This window comes from Mycobacterium sp. IS-1556, assembly GCF_001499985.1.
Lineage (GTDB): Bacteria > Actinomycetota > Actinomycetes > Mycobacteriales > Mycobacteriaceae > Mycobacterium.
Window position 1 is genome coordinate 444,701 of sequence record NZ_LQIM01000023.1, and the last position, 18,465, is coordinate 463,165.

The 18,465-nt window shown below is 67.6% G+C and carries 19 protein-coding genes; 12 read left to right on the top strand and 7 right to left on the bottom strand.

Annotation, left to right across the window (positions count from 1 at the left end; translation table 11 throughout):
- Window positions 1-112: 112 nt before the first annotated feature.
- From sigE to tatB, 4 genes are all read left to right on the top strand, one after another.
- Window positions 113-877, top strand: a complete 765-nt coding sequence (sigE, locus tag AU187_RS15860) for an RNA polymerase sigma factor SigE (protein WP_059097862.1) — start codon at window positions 113-115, stop codon at window positions 875-877.
- Window positions 878-953: 76 nt separating this feature from the next.
- The gene (gene rseA / locus AU187_RS15865) at window positions 954-1,349 is read left to right on the top strand and encodes an anti-sigma E factor RseA (RefSeq protein ID WP_059097861.1); all 396 of its coding nucleotides are present in this window, start codon (window positions 954-956) and stop codon (window positions 1,347-1,349) included.
- Between the two features lie 69 nt (window positions 1,350-1,418).
- Window positions 1,419-2,909 (top strand): serine protease HtrA, encoded by a 1,491-nt coding sequence (gene htrA / locus AU187_RS15870; RefSeq protein WP_059097860.1) that lies wholly within the window; start codon window positions 1,419-1,421, stop codon window positions 2,907-2,909.
- Between the two features lie 3 nt (window positions 2,910-2,912).
- Entirely contained in the window at window positions 2,913-3,332 is a 420-nt protein-coding gene (tatB, locus tag AU187_RS15875) for a Sec-independent protein translocase protein TatB (RefSeq protein WP_059097859.1), read from the top strand.
- A gap of 16 nt (window positions 3,333-3,348) precedes the next feature.
- Here the strand turns inward: tatB and AU187_RS15880 are convergent, their stop codons facing one another.
- The 5 genes from AU187_RS15880 to AU187_RS15900 form a co-directional block, all read right to left on the bottom strand.
- Window positions 3,349-4,122 (bottom strand): VldE C-terminal domain-containing protein, encoded by a 774-nt coding sequence (locus AU187_RS15880; protein WP_502687763.1) that lies wholly within the window; start codon window positions 4,120-4,122, stop codon window positions 3,349-3,351.
- Complete coding sequence (locus AU187_RS15885; protein ID WP_059097858.1) at window positions 4,055-5,197, bottom strand: Mrp/NBP35 family ATP-binding protein; 1,143 nt, start codon at window positions 5,195-5,197, stop codon at window positions 4,055-4,057. Before AU187_RS15885 ends, AU187_RS15880 begins: the two co-directional genes overlap by 68 nt.
- Window positions 5,198-5,231: 34 nt before the next feature.
- Window positions 5,232-6,647, bottom strand: coding sequence for a lytic transglycosylase domain-containing protein (locus AU187_RS15890; protein WP_082683840.1), 1,416 nt, complete (start codon window positions 6,645-6,647; stop codon window positions 5,232-5,234).
- Between the two features lie 78 nt (window positions 6,648-6,725).
- Window positions 6,726-7,277: a DUF1003 domain-containing protein gene (locus AU187_RS15895; RefSeq protein ID WP_059097857.1), complete on the bottom strand. Its 552-nt coding sequence runs from the start codon at window positions 7,275-7,277 to the stop codon at window positions 6,726-6,728.
- A complete protein-coding gene (locus AU187_RS15900; protein WP_059097856.1) occupies window positions 7,274-8,566 on the bottom strand; it encodes a magnesium transporter MgtE N-terminal domain-containing protein in 1,293 nt (430 codons plus the stop codon). Before AU187_RS15900 ends, AU187_RS15895 begins: the two co-directional genes overlap by 4 nt.
- Before the next feature lie 25 nt (window positions 8,567-8,591).
- On the opposite strand from AU187_RS15900, the gene AU187_RS15905 reads away from it, so the two are divergent.
- A complete protein-coding gene (locus tag AU187_RS15905; RefSeq protein WP_156425479.1) occupies window positions 8,592-9,560 on the top strand; it encodes an HpcH/HpaI aldolase/citrate lyase family protein in 969 nt (322 codons plus the stop codon).
- A 16-nt stretch (window positions 9,561-9,576) separates the two neighbouring features.
- Here AU187_RS15905 and AU187_RS15910 read toward each other — a convergent pair whose 3' ends face one another.
- A complete protein-coding gene (locus AU187_RS15910; RefSeq protein ID WP_082683838.1) occupies window positions 9,577-10,281 on the bottom strand; it encodes a DUF4190 domain-containing protein in 705 nt (234 codons plus the stop codon).
- Between the two features lie 105 nt (window positions 10,282-10,386).
- Here AU187_RS15910 and AU187_RS15915 point away from each other — a divergent pair, with 105 nt between their 5' ends.
- The 6 genes from AU187_RS15915 (at window position 10,387) to AU187_RS15940 (ending at window position 16,142) form a co-directional block, all read left to right on the top strand.
- Complete coding sequence (locus AU187_RS15915; protein ID WP_059097855.1) at window positions 10,387-10,911, top strand: YflT domain-containing protein; 525 nt, start codon at window positions 10,387-10,389, stop codon at window positions 10,909-10,911.
- Window positions 10,912-11,143: 232 nt separating this feature from the next.
- Window positions 11,144-12,541 (top strand): ABC transporter substrate-binding protein, encoded by a 1,398-nt coding sequence (locus AU187_RS15920; protein WP_059098385.1) that lies wholly within the window; start codon window positions 11,144-11,146, stop codon window positions 12,539-12,541.
- Between the two features lie 41 nt (window positions 12,542-12,582).
- Window positions 12,583-13,485 carry a carbohydrate ABC transporter permease gene (locus AU187_RS15925; RefSeq protein WP_172800283.1) on the top strand — a complete coding sequence of 301 codons (903 nt, stop codon included), beginning with the start codon at window positions 12,583-12,585 and terminating at the stop codon, window positions 13,483-13,485.
- Window positions 13,485-14,330 carry a carbohydrate ABC transporter permease gene (locus AU187_RS15930; protein ID WP_059097853.1) on the top strand — a complete coding sequence of 282 codons (846 nt, stop codon included), beginning with the start codon at window positions 13,485-13,487 and terminating at the stop codon, window positions 14,328-14,330. The genes AU187_RS15925 and AU187_RS15930 overlap by 1 nt, the downstream gene beginning before the upstream one ends.
- A gap of 4 nt (window positions 14,331-14,334) precedes the next feature.
- Window positions 14,335-15,531 (top strand): ABC transporter ATP-binding protein, encoded by a 1,197-nt coding sequence (locus tag AU187_RS15935; protein ID WP_059097852.1) that lies wholly within the window; start codon window positions 14,335-14,337, stop codon window positions 15,529-15,531.
- Window positions 15,528-16,142 (top strand): suppressor of fused domain protein, encoded by a 615-nt coding sequence (locus AU187_RS15940; protein WP_059097851.1) that lies wholly within the window; start codon window positions 15,528-15,530, stop codon window positions 16,140-16,142. Before AU187_RS15935 ends, AU187_RS15940 begins: the two co-directional genes overlap by 4 nt.
- A 33-nt stretch (window positions 16,143-16,175) precedes the next feature.
- Here AU187_RS15940 and corA read toward each other — a convergent pair whose 3' ends face one another.
- Window positions 16,176-17,279, bottom strand: a complete 1,104-nt coding sequence (gene corA / locus AU187_RS15945; protein WP_059097850.1) for a magnesium/cobalt transporter CorA — start codon at window positions 17,277-17,279, stop codon at window positions 16,176-16,178.
- 149 nt (window positions 17,280-17,428) lie between these two features.
- On the opposite strand from corA, the gene AU187_RS15950 reads away from it, so the two are divergent.
- On the top strand, window positions 17,429-18,418 hold the full coding sequence (locus AU187_RS15950) for a malate dehydrogenase (protein ID WP_059097849.1): 990 nt from the start codon (window positions 17,429-17,431) through the stop codon (window positions 18,416-18,418).
- Window positions 18,419-18,465: the final 47 nt, after the last annotated feature.

An 18,465-nucleotide genomic window follows, 5' to 3' on the forward strand; every position in this document is an offset into this window, starting at 1 on the left:
CGAGCCGAATTTGTGGGATTCGTGCAGGTCGAAAGTGGGTAGAGAAGCATTCTCAGGAAATGTTCAGTTTGCTCATATGCCAAGCACGGAACGGTCGGCGACGGTATGTCCCATGGAAAACGGCGAACGCTGGCTTTCAGGGCAGGAACACGGGAATACCTATGTGGGTCTCCACGTTGCCGCCAATAACGAGCCGCCGCGCCGTGATGGCGGCTGTGACCAGGAGGATCTGACGACCACCATCAAGACGGCTCCGGTTTCCATGGCCCACCTCGAGCAGTTCGCGGATGGGGAGTGGGTTGAGCCCTCGGATGAACTGACCGGCACCGCGGTGTTCGACGCCACCGGTGACAAAGCGACGATGCCGTCGTGGGACGAACTGGTGCGCCAGCACGCCGATCGGGTGTACCGGCTGGCCTACCGCCTGGCGGGCAACCAGCACGACGCCGAGGACCTCACCCAGGAAACGTTCATCAGGGTGTTCCGGTCGTTGCAGAACTATCAGCCCGGCACGTTCGAAGGCTGGCTGCACCGCATCACCACGAACCTGTTCCTCGACATGGTGCGCAGGCGCGGCCGCATCCGCATGGAGGCGCTGCCCGAGGACTATGACCGCGTCCCCGCCGACGACCCGAACCCCGAGCAGATCTATCACGACTCGCGGCTCGGCCCCGATCTGCAGGCCGCGCTGGACTCACTGCCGCCGGAGTTCCGCGCCGCGGTCGTGCTCTGCGACATCGAGGGATTGTCCTACGAGGAGATCGGCGCGACGCTCGACGTCAAGTTGGGTACGGTGCGCAGCCGTATCCACCGCGGTCGGCAGGCACTTCGCGACTATCTGGCCACCCACAGCGAAATCTCGGCCCAGACGGCCTGAGGTTCGCGGCGTTCCGGACCCCGCGCCGCGCTACATTCGAGTGAGCACCGTGACACGACGCGAGAGGAGCTGGGCGATGGTCGAGCCGGGACACGTGTTCCGCCGCGCCTTCTCATGGTTGCCCACTCAGTTCGCCTCCCAGAGTGACGCGCCGGTCGGGCCGCGGCAGTTCGGCTCCACCGAGCACCTGTCCACCGAGGCCATCGCCGCCTTCGTGGACGGCGAACTGCGGCTGACTCCACATCTGCGTGCGGCCCACCACTTGTCGCTGTGCCCCCAGTGCGCAGCCGAGGTCGACGCCCAGCGGCAGGCCCGCGCGGCGTTGCGGGATTCGCGACCCATCGTCGTGCCGAGCTCGCTGCTCGGCCTGTTGTCCGAGATCCCGCACCATGCTCCGCCGGAGCCGCCCGTCGAGACGCAGCGGTCACAGTTTGCTGACAGTGCAGAGCGTCCACGGCGTAAGCGCCGGTAGGGTAAATGCGAAGACGAGCAGGGTTCTGCGCCGGCGATTGCGGGCGCCTTCACAGAGGGTGATATACGGGTGACCAATCTCGACCAGACCGGGCGTGAGCGCTTGGAGCCGCGTCCTGTCTCCCGTCCGCCCGTCGACCCGTCGGCGCAACGCGCATTCGGCAGGCCCGACGGGGTTCGAGGTTCGTTCGTGGGCCTGGAGAAGTACCGCGACCAAGGCGAGTTCACCCCGACGGACCAGCCGCCCGACCCGGTGTTGGCCGAGGCGTTCGGCAGGCCGTATGCCGGCGGTGACTCACTGCAGCGCCATCCGGCCGACGCGGGCGCGCTCGATGCCGAACGCGAGGCGCAGGAGCCCGATGAGCTCGCCGATCCATGGCGTGATCCGTCCGCTCCGGCGGCCCTCGGCGCCCCGGCGGTGCACGAGCCGCCGCGCGCTCCGGGGAACGCGATGACCGGCAAGCTGGGCGTGCGCGACGTGTTGTTCGGCGGCCGGGTGTCCTACGTCGCGTTGGCCGTGCTCGCGATCGTCGCACTGGTGATCGGCTTCGCCGGCGGCTGGGTGGGCCGCAAGACCGCCGAGGTGGTCGAGGCGTTCACCACGTCGAAGGTCACGCTCAACACCTCCGACAGCGGCCCGCCACCCGAAGGACGGATCGCCAAAGTCGCTGCAGCGGTTGCCGATTCGGTTGTCACCGTGGAGGCGACCAGCGATCAGGAAGGCTCGCAGGGCTCCGGCGTCGTCATCGACGGCCGCGGTTACATCGTGACCAACAACCACGTGATCTCCGAGGCGGCGAACAACCCGAGCAAGTACAAGATGAAAATCGTCTTCAACGACGGCAAGGAAGTGCCCGCCAACCTCGTCGGCCGCGATCCCAAGACCGACCTCGCCGTGCTGAAGGTCGACAATGTCGACAACCTGACCGTCGCGCAGATGGGTGACTCGGACAAGCTGCGCGTCGGCGACGAGGTGATCGCCGCGGGCGCCCCGCTGGGCTTGCGCAGCACCGTCACCGCGGGCATCATCAGCGCCTTGCACCGCCCGGTGCCGCTGTCCGGCGACGGCTCGGACACCGACACGGTGATCGACGGCCTGCAGACCGACGCGCCGATCAACCACGGCAACTCCGGCGGCCCGCTGATCGACATGAACGGCAACGTGATCGGCATCAACACCGCGGGCAAATCGCTTTCGGAAAGCGCCAGTGGTCTCGGGTTCGCTATCCCGGTCAACGAGGTCAAGGCGGTCGTCGACTCGCTGATCCGCGACGGCAAGATCGCCCACCCGACGCTTGGCCTGACCGCGCGTTCGGTCAGCAACGACATCGCTTCGGGTGCGCAGGTGGCCAACGTCAAAGCCGGCAGCCCCGCGGAGAAGGCGGGCATCCTGGAGAACGACGTCGTGGTCAAGGTCGGCGATCGCACCGTGGCCGACGCCGACGAATTCGTCGTCGCGGTGCGTCAGCTGAAGATCGGCCAGGACGCGCCGATCGAGGTGATGCGCGACGGTCGTCGGGTGACGTTGACCGTCAACCCGGGTCCCGACAACACCGCTTAACCGATGTTCGCCAACCTCGGCTGGGGCGAGATGCTGATCCTGGTGATCGCCGGTCTGGTGATCCTCGGGCCGGAGCGACTGCCCGGTGCGATTCGCTGGACGTCGGGTGCGCTGCGGCAGGCCCGCGACTACATCAGCGGCGCCACCAGCCAACTGCGCGACGACCTCGGACCCGAGTTCGAGGACCTGCGTGAGCCGCTGAGCGAGCTCAACAAACTGCGCGGCATGAGCCCGCGCGCGGCACTCACCAAGCATCTGCTCGACGGCGACGACTCCCTGTTCACCGGAAAGTTCGACCGTTCCGTGGACGACAAACCGGACGACAAACCGGTCAGCCCGCACGCGCCGACTCCCCAGATACCGCCTGCCGCACCGGGCCAGCCGGAAACATCCGCGACACCGTTCGACAGCGACGCGACCTAGCTCCGCGGCCGCGGGCTCAGATGAAGTACTGCTCGTCCCCGGTGGGGTATCCGCCGCCGTTGGTGGCGATGTGGATGTGGTCGAAGTGGTTGGCGGTCTCGTTTCCGTAGTCCGCCGTCCAACTCGGGGCGCCGACGCCGGGGTAGAAGCCCTGGCGCCAGATCACGTGGATCACGCCCCAGCGTTTCGCATTCGCCAACGCGTACCCGGCGATCTGGTTGCCGAGCGCGATGCCCTCCTCGCTGCCGTGGTTCGGGATCATCACGTCGATCGCCAAGCCGTTGGGATGCCACGGCAGCGGGTCCTGGCGGTGTCCGCCGATCGTAGTGACCTCCGGGAACAACACGCTGATGGCGCGGGCCACCCGGATCGTGTTGACCTGCAGCCCGTCTTCGGGCGCGACGCCGGCCGGCAACGCGAACCGGGTCGCCGTGCTGGCGACCGGAGCGCTGGCTGCCATCAACTCGGCTTCGGTGAGACGGGGTACCCGCGGCGGCGCACCGACAGGGGCAGCTTCCTGACTCTCGACCGGCGCTGCGGCGGCATTCGGTTTCGGTGGCTCTGCGGTCTGGGCGTAGAACAACGCGGCCGAAACCGCGATCGAGGTCGCCAAGGCCAGCAACTTGCCGCGCCCGTTGGCTAACAACCTCCTACCCACGATCAGCACTTTAACGCCCGGCCCGACATGGTGTGACCTACTTCGATGCTCGAGACCGGAACCGTTATCGGCCGGCAGGGTCCAGCCCCAGCGACATGCCGGCCAGCCCGCGCCTGCGGCTGGAAAGGGCATCGGCGACGCTGCGCAACTCCTTGCCCGCGGCCGAGTCCGGCGCCGACAGCACCAGCGGAACACCGGAGTCGCCGGCTGTCACCAGCGCCGGGTCGAGCGGCACCTGGCCCAGCAACGGCACGTCGGCTCCGACCGCGCGCGACAGCCGCTCGGCGACCTGCCTGCCGCCACCCTCGCCGAAGATCTGCATGGTCGTACCGTCGGGCAGCAGCAGCCCGGACATGTTCTCCACCACGCCGACGATGCGCTGACGGGTCTGCAGCGCGATCGCTCCGGCCCGCTCGGCCACCTCGGCGGCGGCCAGCTGCGGCGTCGTCACCACCAGGATCTCCGCGCCCGGGATCAACTGGGCCACCGAGATCGCGACGTCGCCCGTGCCCGGCGGCAGGTCGAGCAGCAGCACATCCAGATCGCCCCAGTACACATCGGCGAGGAACTGCTGCAGTGCCCGGTGCAGCATCGGCCCGCGCCACACCACCGGGGTGTTGCCCTGGGTGAACATGGCGATGGAAATGACACGCACGTCGTGGGCGACCGGCGGCACGATCATCGACTCGACCTGAACGGGCCGATCGGTGGTGCCCATCATGCGCGGGACGGAATGCCCGTAGATATCGGCGTCCAGGACGCCGACCGACACCCCACGCGCGGCCATCGCCGCCGCCAGGTTCACCGTCACGCTGGACTTGCCCACGCCGCCCTTGCCGGACGCCACCGCATAGACCCGGGTCAACGAGCCGGGTTGGGCGAACGGGATGACCGGCTCACGCGCATCGCCGCGTAGTTGCTTGCGCAATTCGGTGCGTTGTTCGTCGTTCATCACGTCGAGGCTGACCCGGACGGCGCCGGTGCCGGGGACGTCGGCGACTGCGCGGCTGACCTGATCGGAGATCTCGGTCTTCTTCGGGCACGCGGCAGTCGTCAGATACACCTCGACATGGACCGCGCTGTCGGGCTCGACCGTGACGTTTTTGACCATGCCCAGTTCGGTGATCGGCCGCCGCAGCTCGGGGTCGATCACCTTGGCGAGCGCGCGACGAACCGCGGCTTCCAAGTCAGGGGGTGATTGAGACATCACCGTCGAGTCTAGGCCGACTCGACGGCGGTCTTTAACCGACCGGTCCGGGCGCCGGTCCCGGCTGAGGTCCCGGTGCCGGGGCCTGTGCGGGTGCCGGCGGGGCGGCGGCCGGTGCGGGGCCCGGCGCAGGCGCCATCGGATTCGGCGCTGCCTGTGGCGCCAGTGGAGCCGGGCCGGGCGGGACCAACGGCTGGGCAACCGGCGGCCCGGCGAGCGCCGGCTGCAGCGGCGGTGCCGGGTTGTCCTCGATGCAGAACACCGCGCACTCGGGTCGCGGCGGTGGCTGCATCCACGGCGGCGTCCACGGCGGCGGTTGCGGCGGAGCCAGTGGCGCGGCCGGTCCCTGCGGCATGGGTCCGGGCAGCGGGCCGAGCCGCTGGCCGGGCGCACCGATCTGGCTGGCGACCGAATCGCGTTCGAGCAGCGGCATCAGCGCCATCGGGTCGTTCGCGGGCAGGCCGAGCGCGTTGATCGGCAGGCCGGGGCCGAGACCCTCGTACTCGTGGAGTTCGGTGAGATGCACGTCGTCGCCGGTCTCACCCAGCGTGGGAACCGAGCCGGTGATCGGTGGCAGGTCCATCGGCACCACACCGGTTGCATAGGCGGCCGCCCAGCCCAGCACATTGCGGGCGTAAGCCACCGAGTTGTTGTAGCGCAGGATCGCCGACATCACATGGGACTGGTCGCGCAGGTTCAGGTTGCCGCTGCACAGGTAGCGGGCCGCGGCCAGGCTCGCGTCGAAGAGGTTCTGCACTTCGGCCTTGCCGTCGCCGTCGCCGTCGGAGGCGTAGCGCGACCAGGTGCCGGGCAGGAACTGCATGGGGCCCATGGCGCGGGCGTAGGTGATGCGATCGGCCGTGCGGCTTTGCACGATGACCTCGTTGCCGGGCAGCGTGCCGTCCAGCGCGGGTCCGAAGATCGGCCGGATCGCGGTACCGCGGGCATCGGTGGCGCCGCCGTTGGCGTGCATCGACTCGATGCGGCCGATCCCGGCCAGCAGGTTCCAGCTCACTCCGCAGGCCGGATAGGCCGCGGCCATCATCCGTTCGGCGTTGCGGTAAGCCGACAGGGCCATCGCCGGAATGCCAAGAGCACCAGGGGAATTGACTATTGCGGCGGGCGGGGGAGCCGCCACTGTCGAGGCGGCGATGTGGAAAGCCGAGGGCGCCTTGGTCACCGCGACCACCGACGCCCCGGATCTATTGCCGGGCGACGGTTCGACGGCGGCCAGCGGGGTCACCGCGGCATCGCTGAACGGTGTGCGCGGCGACGGGGCGGATGCGCCGACACTGCCGGCCAGGACGACGGGGGTGATGATCGCGACGCCGAGGCCCGCGCGCATGCGGTTGGCGGACGCCAGCTTCCGCAGTCGGGGGCCCGAAGCGGTCACCACGCCCCCCGCTCGGCGCCGCACGGCCCTGAGGGCGGCTCCTCCCCTTATGTGCACTCAACCGTCCTTGGTCTGCGATCGCTTGTGAACCAAGTCACCATACCTACTCGGCTCCGCGCGCGTTGAGCAATGGTGTTAGCTGCCCGCACTCGACTTCTTGGCCCGCCGGTCACCCGCTTCGGGCCGGCCGGCACCGTCGTCAGCCGCATCGGGCGCCGGAGGCTGCAACTGGGCCAGCATCTCGCGCATCTCCTCGAGCTCCCGCCGCAGGTAGTCGCGGGTCACGACCTCGCCGACGGCCAATCGCAACGCCGCCAGTTCGCGGGCCAGGTACTCGGTGTCGGACTTGGTCTGCAGCGCGCGCCTGCGGTCCTCTTCGAGCGAGACCCGGTCCCGGTTTTCCTGGCGGTTTTGCGCCAGCAGGATCAGCGGCGCCGCGTACGCCGCCTGAGTGGAGAACGCCAGGTTGAGCAGGATGAACGGATACGGGTCCCAGCGCAGGCCGACGGCGAACAGGTTCAGCAAGATCCAGACGATCACGATGATCGTCTGCCACGCCAGGTACCGCCCGGTGCCCAGGAACCGGGCAATGGACTCGCTGAAGTTCCCGACCGCCTCGGGATCGACGTTGAAGGAGAACCGCCGCCGCGACGCCAGCGGCGTGTCGAGTCGGCCGCGGTCGGTCATGTGGCCCCCTCGGCGCCGGTGAGCTCCGGCTCTTCGGTCTCCCGCCAGTCGTGGGGCAGCAGATGGTCGAGCACGTCATCGACCGACACGGCGCCCAACAGGTGGTTCTGCTCGTCGACCACCGGCCCGCAGACCAGGTTGTAGGCGGCGAAGTAGCGGGTCACCGCCGCCAGGGAGTCCTCCGGGTCGAGATTCGGCAGATCGGTGTCGATGATCCCACTGACCAGATCGGCGGGCGGCTCACGCAGCAGCCGTTGCAGGTGCACGCAACCGAGGTAGTGGCCGGTCGGCGTGGCCGTCGGGGGGCGCGCCACGAACACCAGCGACGCCAGCGCCGGGGTCAGGTCGGGGTCGCGGACGCGGGCCAGCGCCTCGGCGACCGTAGTGTCGGGGGCCAGCACCACCGGCTCGGACGTCATCAGCCCGCCGGCGGTGTCGGGGGAGTGCGACAGCAGCCGCCGCACGTCCTCGGAGTCCTCGGGATCCATCCGCCGCAGGAACTGCTCGGCATCCACCGGCGTCATCGACCCCAGCAGGTCGGCGGCGTCGTCGGGGTCCATCGCCTCGAGCACGTCGGCGGCCCGGTCGGCGGTCAGCCGCTTGAGGACATCGGTCTGGTCGTCTTCGGGCAGCTCCTGGAGCACGTCGGCCAGCCGCTCGTCGTCCAGGGCGTTGACCACCTCATAGCGGCGCTTGGCCGGCAGTTCCCGGATGGCCTCGGCGACCTCGACCGCCCGCTGGCCCTCGAACTGCTCGAGCAGTTGCGCCACGCCCTGATCGGGCATCGCCAGACCGGACGGCGTCAGGCCATGCACGTGCTGCCAGTCGACGACGTGCATGTTGCTTCGCCGGCCCAGCCGTCGATGCGAGCGCACCGCCACCTTGGTGACCATCCAGTCGCGGGTGCGCGTCTGCTCGATGCCGAGGTCCACCACGATCACGTCGAGGTTCGCCAGCTGCGGCAGGTCGGGATCGTCGACGCGCACGCGTGTTTCGATGACCTGCCCCAGCACCAGCACCTCTCCGGGACGCTGCGCGAACCGGCGAAGCGACACACTGCCGGTGGCAAGCGTCACGGCACCGGGTTCGATCGACGTCACCCGCAGAATCGGTACGAAAATCCTTCGCCGCGTGAGCATTTCGACGACCAAGCCGAGCACCCGGGGCTGCTGGCGCACGAGACTGATGCTGATCACGACATCGCGGACTCGGCCGATGGACTCCCCATCGGGGCCCAACACCACCATTCCCGCGAGTCGGGCCGCATAGACCCTGTTCACCGCCGCCATGACTCAAAGGGTAGAGAGTGTTGTTGTGGAAAACCGGTATCGACCCCGCCGAACGGTGCTTTCCGTTCCCGGGAGCAGCGCGAAGATGGTCGAGAAAGCGAAATCCCTGGCCGCCGACGAGGTGTTCCTCGATCTCGAGGACGCGGTCGCGCCGGACGCCAAGGCCGAGGCCCGTACCCGGGTGGCGACCGCGCTGGCCGAGCCGGGCTGGGCCGGTCAACTGCGCGGTGTGCGGGTCAACGACTGGACAACGCCCTGGACGTACGCCGACATCATCGAGGTGGTGTCGACGGTTGCTTCGTCACCGGACGCGGCGCTGGACATCGTGGTCCTGCCCAAGGTCACCGACGCTTCTCATATCCACGCACTGCACCTGTTGCTGAACCAACTCGAGACCACCCATGGACTGCCGGTCGGCGGCATCGGGATCGAGGCGCAGATCGAGAATGCGCAGGGGCTCACCAACATTGACGAGATCGCCGCCGCGCCGCGGGTGCAGGCGCTGGTGCTCGGACCCGCCGACATGGCGGCCAGCCTGAACATGCGCACGCTGGAGGTCGGTGAGCAACCGGAGGGTTACGACGTCGGCGATGCGCACCACCACGTGCTGATGCGAATCCTCATCGCCGCGCGGACCCACGGCGTGCTCGCCATCGACGGCCCGTATCTGAAGATCCGCGACGTCGATGGCTTCCGCCGGGTTGCCGGTCGCTCCGCCGCGCTGGGCTACGACGGCAAATGGGTGCTGCACCCCGACCAGATCGCCGCGGGCAACGAGATTTTCAGCCCGCGGCAGGCGGACTTCGACCACGCCGAGTTGATCCTCGAGGCCTACGAGTGGCACACCTCGCGCGCGGGCGGGGCCAGGGGAGCCGTCATGCTGGGCGACGAGATGATCGACGAGGCGAGCCGGAAAATGGCCTTGGTGATCGCCGGAAAGGGCCGCGCTGCAGGCATGCAACGCCAGGGGGAGCCGTTCCGCCCGACGGAGTGACGCTACGGCTCAGCGCTCAAGTGCCCAGCATGGCGATGGCCAGGATGACGTTGAAGAGAAACGTCGCTGCGCCGACGGCGATGCCCGCGATGGCCAACCCGCGGCCGCCCTCACCGGTTTCCTTGATCTGGTTGAGCGCGACGATGCCCAGCACGATGCCGATGATGGCGCCGATGCCGCACAGAATGCCGACCAGCGAGGCCACCAGCGAGCCGATGGCCATCCCGTTCGTCTTGTCCTGTGGTGGCAGGCCGTAGCCGCCGGCATAGCCGGTCGCGCCGTACCCGCCGGGTGCGCCGTAGGGCGAGCCACCGTACGGAGCTGCGCCGTAGGGCGGCGGCGGATACGCCTGCCCGAAGGTGGACGGGTCGGAGTACGGCGGATAGCCGCCTGACGGCGGGGGGTAGCCGCCCGACGGGGGCGGGTAGCCACCTTGGGGCGGCGGCGGGTAACCGGACGGCGGGGGATAGCTCGGCGGGTAACCGGACGGAGTCTCGTATGGTGCGCCGTAGGCCGGCGGGCTGTAGCCGGGTTGCCCCGGCATTTCGTACGGTGCGGAAGCCTGTCCGCCCTCGGTCTGCCCGCCCTGGCTCTGCGCTGCGGCCTGGTCCGTGGACTGCTCGATCGATGGCGCTTCTGAGCCGCTGGAAGTCGGTTCCGACGCACCGCTGGCGGCGTCGGATGATGACGTTTGTCTCGCGTCGTCGCCGGGATTTGTCATGCTGTCAACCTAGCGCACCCGCCGGGCACGATCGCGGCTCTCGCAGCGTTGATCCTGGTGAATGCGACAGTGCGATCGGGCGCGAAAAGAGGAGATGGAGCAGCGATGACCAGTCCGTTTCAGCCTGGACAGACCCCGGGCGCAACGCCCGGCGCAGCCGGTGTCGGGCGTGGCCCCGCCAGCCTGCCGACCCCGCCGAAGGGCTGGCCGGTCGGCTCGTACCCGACCTACGCCGAGGCCCAGCGCGCCGTCGACTACCTGTCCGACCAGGAATTCCCGGTACAGCAGGTGACGATCGTCGGCGTGGACCTCATGCAGGTCGAGCGGGTCACCGGCAGGCTGACGTGGCCGAAGGTGCTCGGTGGTGGTGTGCTGACCGGCGCCTGGCTGGGCCTGTTCATCGGCCTGATCCTGGGATTCTTCAGCCCCAGCCCGTGGGGTGCGTTGGCCACCGGTCTGATCGCCGGTGTGTTCTTCGGCCTCATCACTTCGGCCATCCCGTATGCGATGGCACGCGGCACAAGAGATTTCAGCTCGACACTGCAATTGGTCGCCGGTCGCTACGACGTGCTGTGCGATCCGCAGAACGCCGAGCGCGGCCGGGATCTGCTGGCGCGCTTGACCATCTGACGGCTGCTCCTCTAGCCGCGAGGGTGCGTGTTTGCTGCGGGACACGTCGCGATCGGTCGAAAGTTTGCGCCCGCTCAAGATTGCGTAACGGTGCACGACGCGCGCGCCTGAGGTGTTGCAAACCACGTGGTTGTGGCAATACGGTTTGCGCGCGGGACATTCCCGACGGAGTCGCTCCGGCGGCGACATCGGAGGCGGACGGAGGCGGGTGGTGCGCTCCCCGAACTTGCGCATGGGCCCACGGCGGCTAGGCGCTGCGGCGGTCGCGGCACTGACGACGGCGTCAATGCTGACGGCTTGCGGTTCGGACAGCCGCGGCATCGTGATCAACTACTACACCCCGGCCAACGAGGGGCAGACCTTCACCGCAGTCGCACAGCGGTGCAACGAAGAACTCGGCGGCCGGTTCACCATCCAACAGATCAGCTTGCCCAAGAGCGCCGACGAGCAGCGACTCCAGCTCGCGCGGCGGCTCACCGGAAACGACAAGACCCTCGACGTGATGGCGCTCGACGTCGTGTGGACGGCCGAGTTCGCCGAAGCCGGTTGGGCATTGCCGCTTTCCGACGATCCGGCCGGTCTTGCCGAGGCCGACGCGACGGCCAACACGCTGCCCGGTCCGCTGGAGACCGCCACCTGGCAGGGCAAGCTGTACGCCGCGCCGATCACCACCAACACCCAATTACTCTGGTACCGCGCCGATCTCATACCGCAGCCACCGGCAACCTGGGACGCCATGGTCGCCGAGGCGACGCGGCTGCACGCCGCGGGTGAGCCGAGCTGGATTGCGGTACAAGGAAAGCAGTACGAGGGCCTGGTCGTCTGGTTCAACACCCTGCTGGAAAGTGCTGGCGGACAGGTGCTTTCCGACGACGGTGAAACCGTCACGCTGACCGACACTCCCGAGCATCGGGCTGCCACGGTCAAGGCGCTGCAGATCATCAAAGACGTCGCCACCGCACCCGGCGCGGACCCGTCGGTGACCCAGACAGATGAAACCACCGCACGCCTGGCACTCGAACAAGGCAACGCGGCGCTCGAGGTGAACTGGCCGTATGTGCTTCCGTCACTGCTCGAAAACGCGGTCAAAGGCGGCGTGTCGTTCCTGCCCCTCAACGAGGACCCCGCGCTCGCCGACAGCATCAACGACGTCGGAACGTTCTCCCCGACCGACGAGCAGTTCGAGGCCGCGTTCGAGGCGAGCAAGAAGGTGTTCGGGTTCGCCCCGTACCCCGGTGTGCGACCGGGCGAGCAGGCCAAAGTCACCATCGGCGGTTTGAACCTCGCCGTCGCGAGGACGACGCAGCACAAAGCCGAGGCGTTCGAGGCCATTCGGTGCCTGCGTAATGTCGAGAACCAACGGTTCACGTCGGTGGAAGGCGGTCTGCCGGCCGTGCGGACGTCGCTGTACAGCGATCCGGCATTCCAGTCGAAATACCCGCAGTACGAGATCATCCGCGACCAACTCACCAACGCCGCGGTCCGGCCTGCCACGCCGGTCTATCAAGCGGTGTCGACGCGTATTTCGGCCACGCTGGCGCCAATCACCGACATAGACCCCGAGCACACCGCCGACGACCTCACCGAGCAGGTGCAGAAGGCCATCGACGGTAAGGGACTGATCCCATGACCGCGCCGCCGGCGACCACGACGTCGAAGGTCACCCCGGCCATGTCCGCTCCGGCCACGGCCGGCAGCCAGAACACCCGCTCGGAGCGCAGGCTGGCGTTCCTTCTGGTCTCTCCCGCGGTCCTGCTGATGCTCGCGGTCACCGGCTATCCGATCGGCTATGCGGTCTGGCTGAGCTTGCAGCGCAACAACATGGCGGCGCCACACGACACCGCGTTCATCGGCCTGGAAAACTACGTCACCATTCTCACCGACGGGTACTGGTGGACGGCGCTTTTCGTCACGCTCGCCATCACCGTCGTCTCGGTCGCCATCGAGTTCGTGCTCGGCATGGCACTGGCACTGGTGATGCACCGCACCATCTTCGGCAAGGGCGTCGTGCGCACCGCGATCCTCATCCCGTACGGAATCGTCACGGTCGCCGCGTCGTACAGCTGGTACTACGCGTGGACGCCGGGCACCGGCTATCTGGCGAACCTGCTGCCCGAGGGCAGCGCCCCGCTGACCGAACAGATCCCGTCGCTGGCGATCGTGGTACTCGCCGAGGTGTGGAAGACGACGCCGTTCATGGCGCTGCTGCTGCTGGCCGGGTTGGCGTTGGTGCCACAGGATCTGCTCAACGCCGCACAGGTCGACGGCGCCGGTGCGTGGAAGCGGCTCATCAAGGTCATCCTGCCGCTGATCAAGCCGGCGATCCTGGTGGCGCTGCTGTTCCGCACCCTCGATGCGTTCCGCATCTTCGACAACATCTACATCCTCACCGGCGGCGCGAACAACACCGGTTCGGTGTCGATCCTCGGTTACGACAACTTGTTCAAGGCGTTCAACGTGGGCCTGGGATCGGCGATCAGCGTGCTGATCTTCCTGTGCGTGGCGATCATCGCGTTCATCTACATCAAGATCTTCGGCGCAGCGGCGCCCGGGGCGGCGGAGGAGCGTCGCTGATGGCCGAGCGGGTCGGTGCAACGCGGGCGACCGGTTGGACCGTCGTCAACATCCTGGTGGTCGTCTATGCGCTCCTTCCGGTGCTGTGGATCCTCTCGCTGTCACTGAAACCGACGTCGAGTGTCAAGGACGGCAAGCTGATTCCGGCCGAAATCACGTTCGACAACTACAAGGCGATCTTCGCGGGCGGCAACAACGGGGCCTTCACCTCGGCGTTGATCAACTCGATAGGCATCGGCCTGATCACCACCGTCATCGCGGTGGTGGTCGGCGGCATGGCCGCATACGCGGTCGCGCGGCTCGACTTCCCCGGCAAACAGCTGCTGATCGGCATCGCGCTGCTGATCGCGATGTTTCCCCACATCTCGCTCGTCACACCGATTTTCAACATCGAACGCGCGGTCGGCCTGTTCGACACCTGGCCCGGCCTGATCATCCCGTACATCACCTTCGCGCTGCCGCTGGCGATCTACACACTGTCGGCCTTCTTTCGCGAGATCCCCTGGGACCTTGAGAAGGCCGCCAAGATGGACGGCGCCACACCGTCGCAGGCGTTCCGCAAAGTCATCGCGCCGCTGGCCGCGCCGGGCATCGTCACCGCGGCGATCCTGGTGTTCATCTTCGCGTGGAACGACCTGCTGCTCGCCTTGTCGCTGACCGCGACCCAGCGGGCGATCACCGCGCCCGTGGCGATCGCGAACTTCACCGGCAGTTCGCAATTCGAGGAGCCGACCGGATCGATCGCGGCGGGCGCGATGGTGATCACGATCCCGATCATCGTCTTCGTCCTCATCTTCCAACGACGGATCGTCGCCGGACTGACATCCGGCGCGGTGAAGGGATAGTTCCATGGCCGAAATTGTGTTGGACCGGGTGACGAAGAGTTACCCCAACGGCGCGACGGCCGTACACGAGTTGTCGATGACGATCGCCGACGGCGAGTTCATCATCCTCGTCGGCCCGTCCGGTTGCGGAAAGTCGACCACGCTCAACATGATCGCGGGCCTGGAGGACATCACGTCGGGTGAACTGCGCATCGCCGGCGAGCGGGTCAACGAGAAGGCGCCCAAGGACCGCGACATCGCGATGGTGTTCCAGTCCTACGCGCTGTATCCGCATATGACCGTCCGGCAGAACATCGCGTTCCCACTCACCCTGGCCAAGTTGAAGAAAGACGAAATCGCCCGCAAGGTCAACGAGGCCGCCAAAATCCTTGACCTGAGCGAACTTCTGGATCGCAAACCGGGCCAGCTCTCCGGCGGTCAGCGCCAGCGCGTCGCGATGGGCCGCGCCATCGTGCGCGATCCCAAGGCATTCCTGATGGACGAACCGCTGTCGAACCTCGACGCCAAGCTGCGAGTGCAGATGCGCTCGGAGATCGCGCGTCTGCAGGACCGGTTGGGCACGACCACCGTCTACGTCACCCACGACCAGACGGAAGCGATGACGCTGGGTGACCGCGTCGTGGTGCTGCTCGCCGGGGTGGCCCAGCAGATCGGCACGCCCGAGGAGCTCTACAGCCGCCCGGCGAATCTGTTCGTCGCCGGCTTCATCGGTTCGCCCGCAATGAATTTCTTCCCTGCCACGGTCACCGACATCGGTGTGCAGCTGCCGTTCGGCGAGGTCACCTTCACCCCGGAGAATTACGATCTGCTCAGCCGGCACAACGCGCCGAGGAACGTGATCGTCGGTATCCGGCCCGAGCATTTCGAGGACGCGGCACTGCTCGACGGGTATGCGCGGATCCGCGCCCTGACCTTCGACGTGCAGGTCGACAGGGTGGAGTCACTGGGCGCCGACAAGTACGTCCACTTCAAGACCGAGGGCGCCGGAGCGCGTTCCGCTCAACTCGCCGAGCTGGCCGCCGAGTCGGGCGCCGGCGAAAACGAGTTCGTGGCAAGGGTTTCGGTCGAGTCGACGGCTCGCCAGGGTGAGACGATCCAATTGGCGTTCGACACGTCGAAGCTGGTGGTCTTCGATCCCGACTCCGGTAAGAACCTGACGCTGCCCGATGACGCCACAGCGCCGGCAGCTAGTGCCGAGTGATCGACGTTCTGGCTGAGGTTCGCGCCCATCTGCGCGAACATTTCGCCCGGGCCGGTGTCACCGCTGAACCCGCCACGGCCAGCGTCACGTTCCTCGGCACCGAGAAGATCGACGTGCTCCGATTCGGCCCCGGCCCCGGAGGCGACCCTGACGTCAACCGCCATGTCTATCACTATGTCTCGCTGGGCTGTTCGCGCCACCCGATGCTCGACCCCGCCGAGATGGTGACCGATGTGCTGCACGGCCCGCGGGCGGAGGTGACGGTTGCGCTGCGCGGCCCGGCGCCGCGTGGGCTGTCGCGATCGATCGCGATCGTCGCCGCCGCGCCCGCCGTCGAAGGGCTGATCCTCGAACCCGACGCGCTGATCGACCTCGAGACGCCACTGTGGGAAGGCGCGCCGTTCACGGCATTTTTGTTGAGCCGCAGCGACATTGACGACGTGCCGCTCACCGGGCCGCTGCAGCCGGTGGCGATCCTGTCGGCGACGCCGATCACCGCCACCGAAGCGGCGTGGGTGCGGCTCAAGGGTGCCGACGCGATGCGCGAGGCGTGGGAGCAGGACGGCGTCGACGTCCTCGACCCACGGCGGCGGGCCGCCAAACCCAGCTGAGCGGCGGGCCGCCAAACCCAGCTGAGCGCGAAACTACAGCCAGCGGTTGCGCCGGAACGCGCGGAACAACAGCGTGCACACGATCAACATCACAGCCAGGACCGCCGGATAGCCCCACGCCTGTTTGAGTTCGGGCATGTAATCGAAGTTCATCCCGTAGATGCCGGCGATGGCCGTGGGCACCGCGGCGATCGCGACGTAGGCCGAGATCTTGCGCATGTCGACGTTCTGCTGCATGGCGACCTTGCCGACCGCGGCCTGCACCAGCGAGCTGAGCACCTCGTCGTAGGTGGCGATCCGGTCGGCGGCCTGCGTGTTGTGATCCAGCACGTCGCGCATGTAGCGCCGGACCTCGATCGAGATCAGGTCGTCGTGATCGCTCATGATCCGCTGCAGCGCCAGCGTCAGCGGGCTGACGGCCCGGCGTAGTTCGACGATCTCCCGCTTGAGCAGGTAGATGCTTTCGATGTTGGTCTGCGTGGCCGGCGAGAAGACGTTCTCTTCCATCGTGTCGATGTCGGTCTCCATCGAGTCGGTGACATCGAGGTAATCGTCGACGACATGGTCGGCGATCGCATGCATCACCGCGTACGGCCCCAGCTTGAGAAGCCCGGGGGAGGCGTCGAGCCGTTTGCGGACCCCGGCAAGCCCACCGTGCTCCCCGTGCCGGACCGTTACCACGAAATCGGGCCCGACGAAGATCATGATCTCGCCGGTTTCGACGATCTCCCGCGCGTACGCGACGGATTCGTGCTCGACGTAGGTGACCGTCTTGAGGACCAGGAACAGGGTGTTGTCGTAGCGTTCCAGCTTCGGTCGTTGGTGTGCGTGGACCGCGTCCTCGACGGCCAGCTCGTGCAGGCCGAACTCGTCGGCGACCACCTGCATCTGGCGGTCGTCGGGTTCGTGCAGACCGATCCAGACGAATGCGTCCCTGCCGCCGCCGCGCAGCTCCTGCACCTTTTCCTTGGCGGCCGCGTGCGTGTACTTGCCGGCCAGCCGTGTTCCCTCGCAGTAGATGCCGCAGTCGACCGTCGCCCGCGCCACCGGCACGGGGATCGAGGCGGCGTCCACGTCACCGGAGTTCGCTTTCCCGACGGGCCGCAGCGACGGAGGCAGTGGGCGAAACGACGGCATCGCATCAGCCTCCCCGGACAGCGCAGGACCCGTATCCGGGCCGTCGCCGATGCTACGCGGCTGGCGACATCGGCGTCCTGCTAGTTTCAGTCCCGACCCGATTTCGCCCGCGGTGCGGGCAACGTAGGACTGTCCAAGGAGCATCTGACGTGAGCACAACTCCCCTCAAGGTCGCCGTCACCGGTGCCGCCGGCCAGATCGGCTACAGCCTGCTGTTCCGCATCGCGAGCGGTTCACTGCTCGGACCCGATCGGCCTGTCGAGCTGCGGCTGCTCGAGATCGAGCCGGCGCTCAAGGCGCTCGAGGGTGTCGTGATGGAACTCGACGACTGCGCTTTCCCGCTGCTCGCCGGCGTGGAGATCGGCGCCGACGCGAACAAGATCTTCGACGGCGCGAACCTCGCGCTGCTCGTCGGCGCCCGCCCGCGTGGCCCGGGCATGGAGCGCAGTGACCTGCTCGAGGCCAACGGTGCGATCTTCACCGCCCAGGGCAAGGCGCTCAACGAGGTCGCCGCCGACGACGTGCGCATCGGCGTCACCGGCAACCCGGCCAACACCAACGCCCTGATCGCGATGACCAACGCGCCCGACATCCCGCGCGAGCGGTTCTCGGCGCTGACTCGTCTGGACCACAACCGCGCCATCAGCCAACTGGCCCGCAAGACCGGTGCCAAGGTCACCGACATCAAGAAGATGACGATCTGGGGCAACCACTCGGCCACGCAGTACCCCGACATCTTCCACGCCGAGGTCGGCGGGAAGAACGCCGCCGAGGCGGTCAACGACCAGAACTGGATCGAGAACGACTTCATCCCGACCGTGGCCAAGCGCGGTGCGGCGATCATCGATGCCCGCGGTGCCTCGTCGGCGGCCTCGGCAGCGTCGGCGACCGTCGACGCCGCCCGGGACTGGCTGCTGGGCACCCCGTCCGATGACTGGGTGTCGATGGCGGTGGTTTCCGACGGGTCCTACGGCGTGCCGGAGGGTCTGATGTCGTCGTTCCCGGTGACGACGAAGGACGGCAACTGGTCGATCGTGCAGGGCCTGGAGATCGACGACTTCTCCCGCGGCCGCATCGACAAGACGACGGCCGAACTCGCCGACGAACGCAAGGCGGTCACCGACTTGGGTCTCATCTGAGGCGACCACGAGGCTCGGGGGAGCGATTAGGTTACCTACCAGTTCGT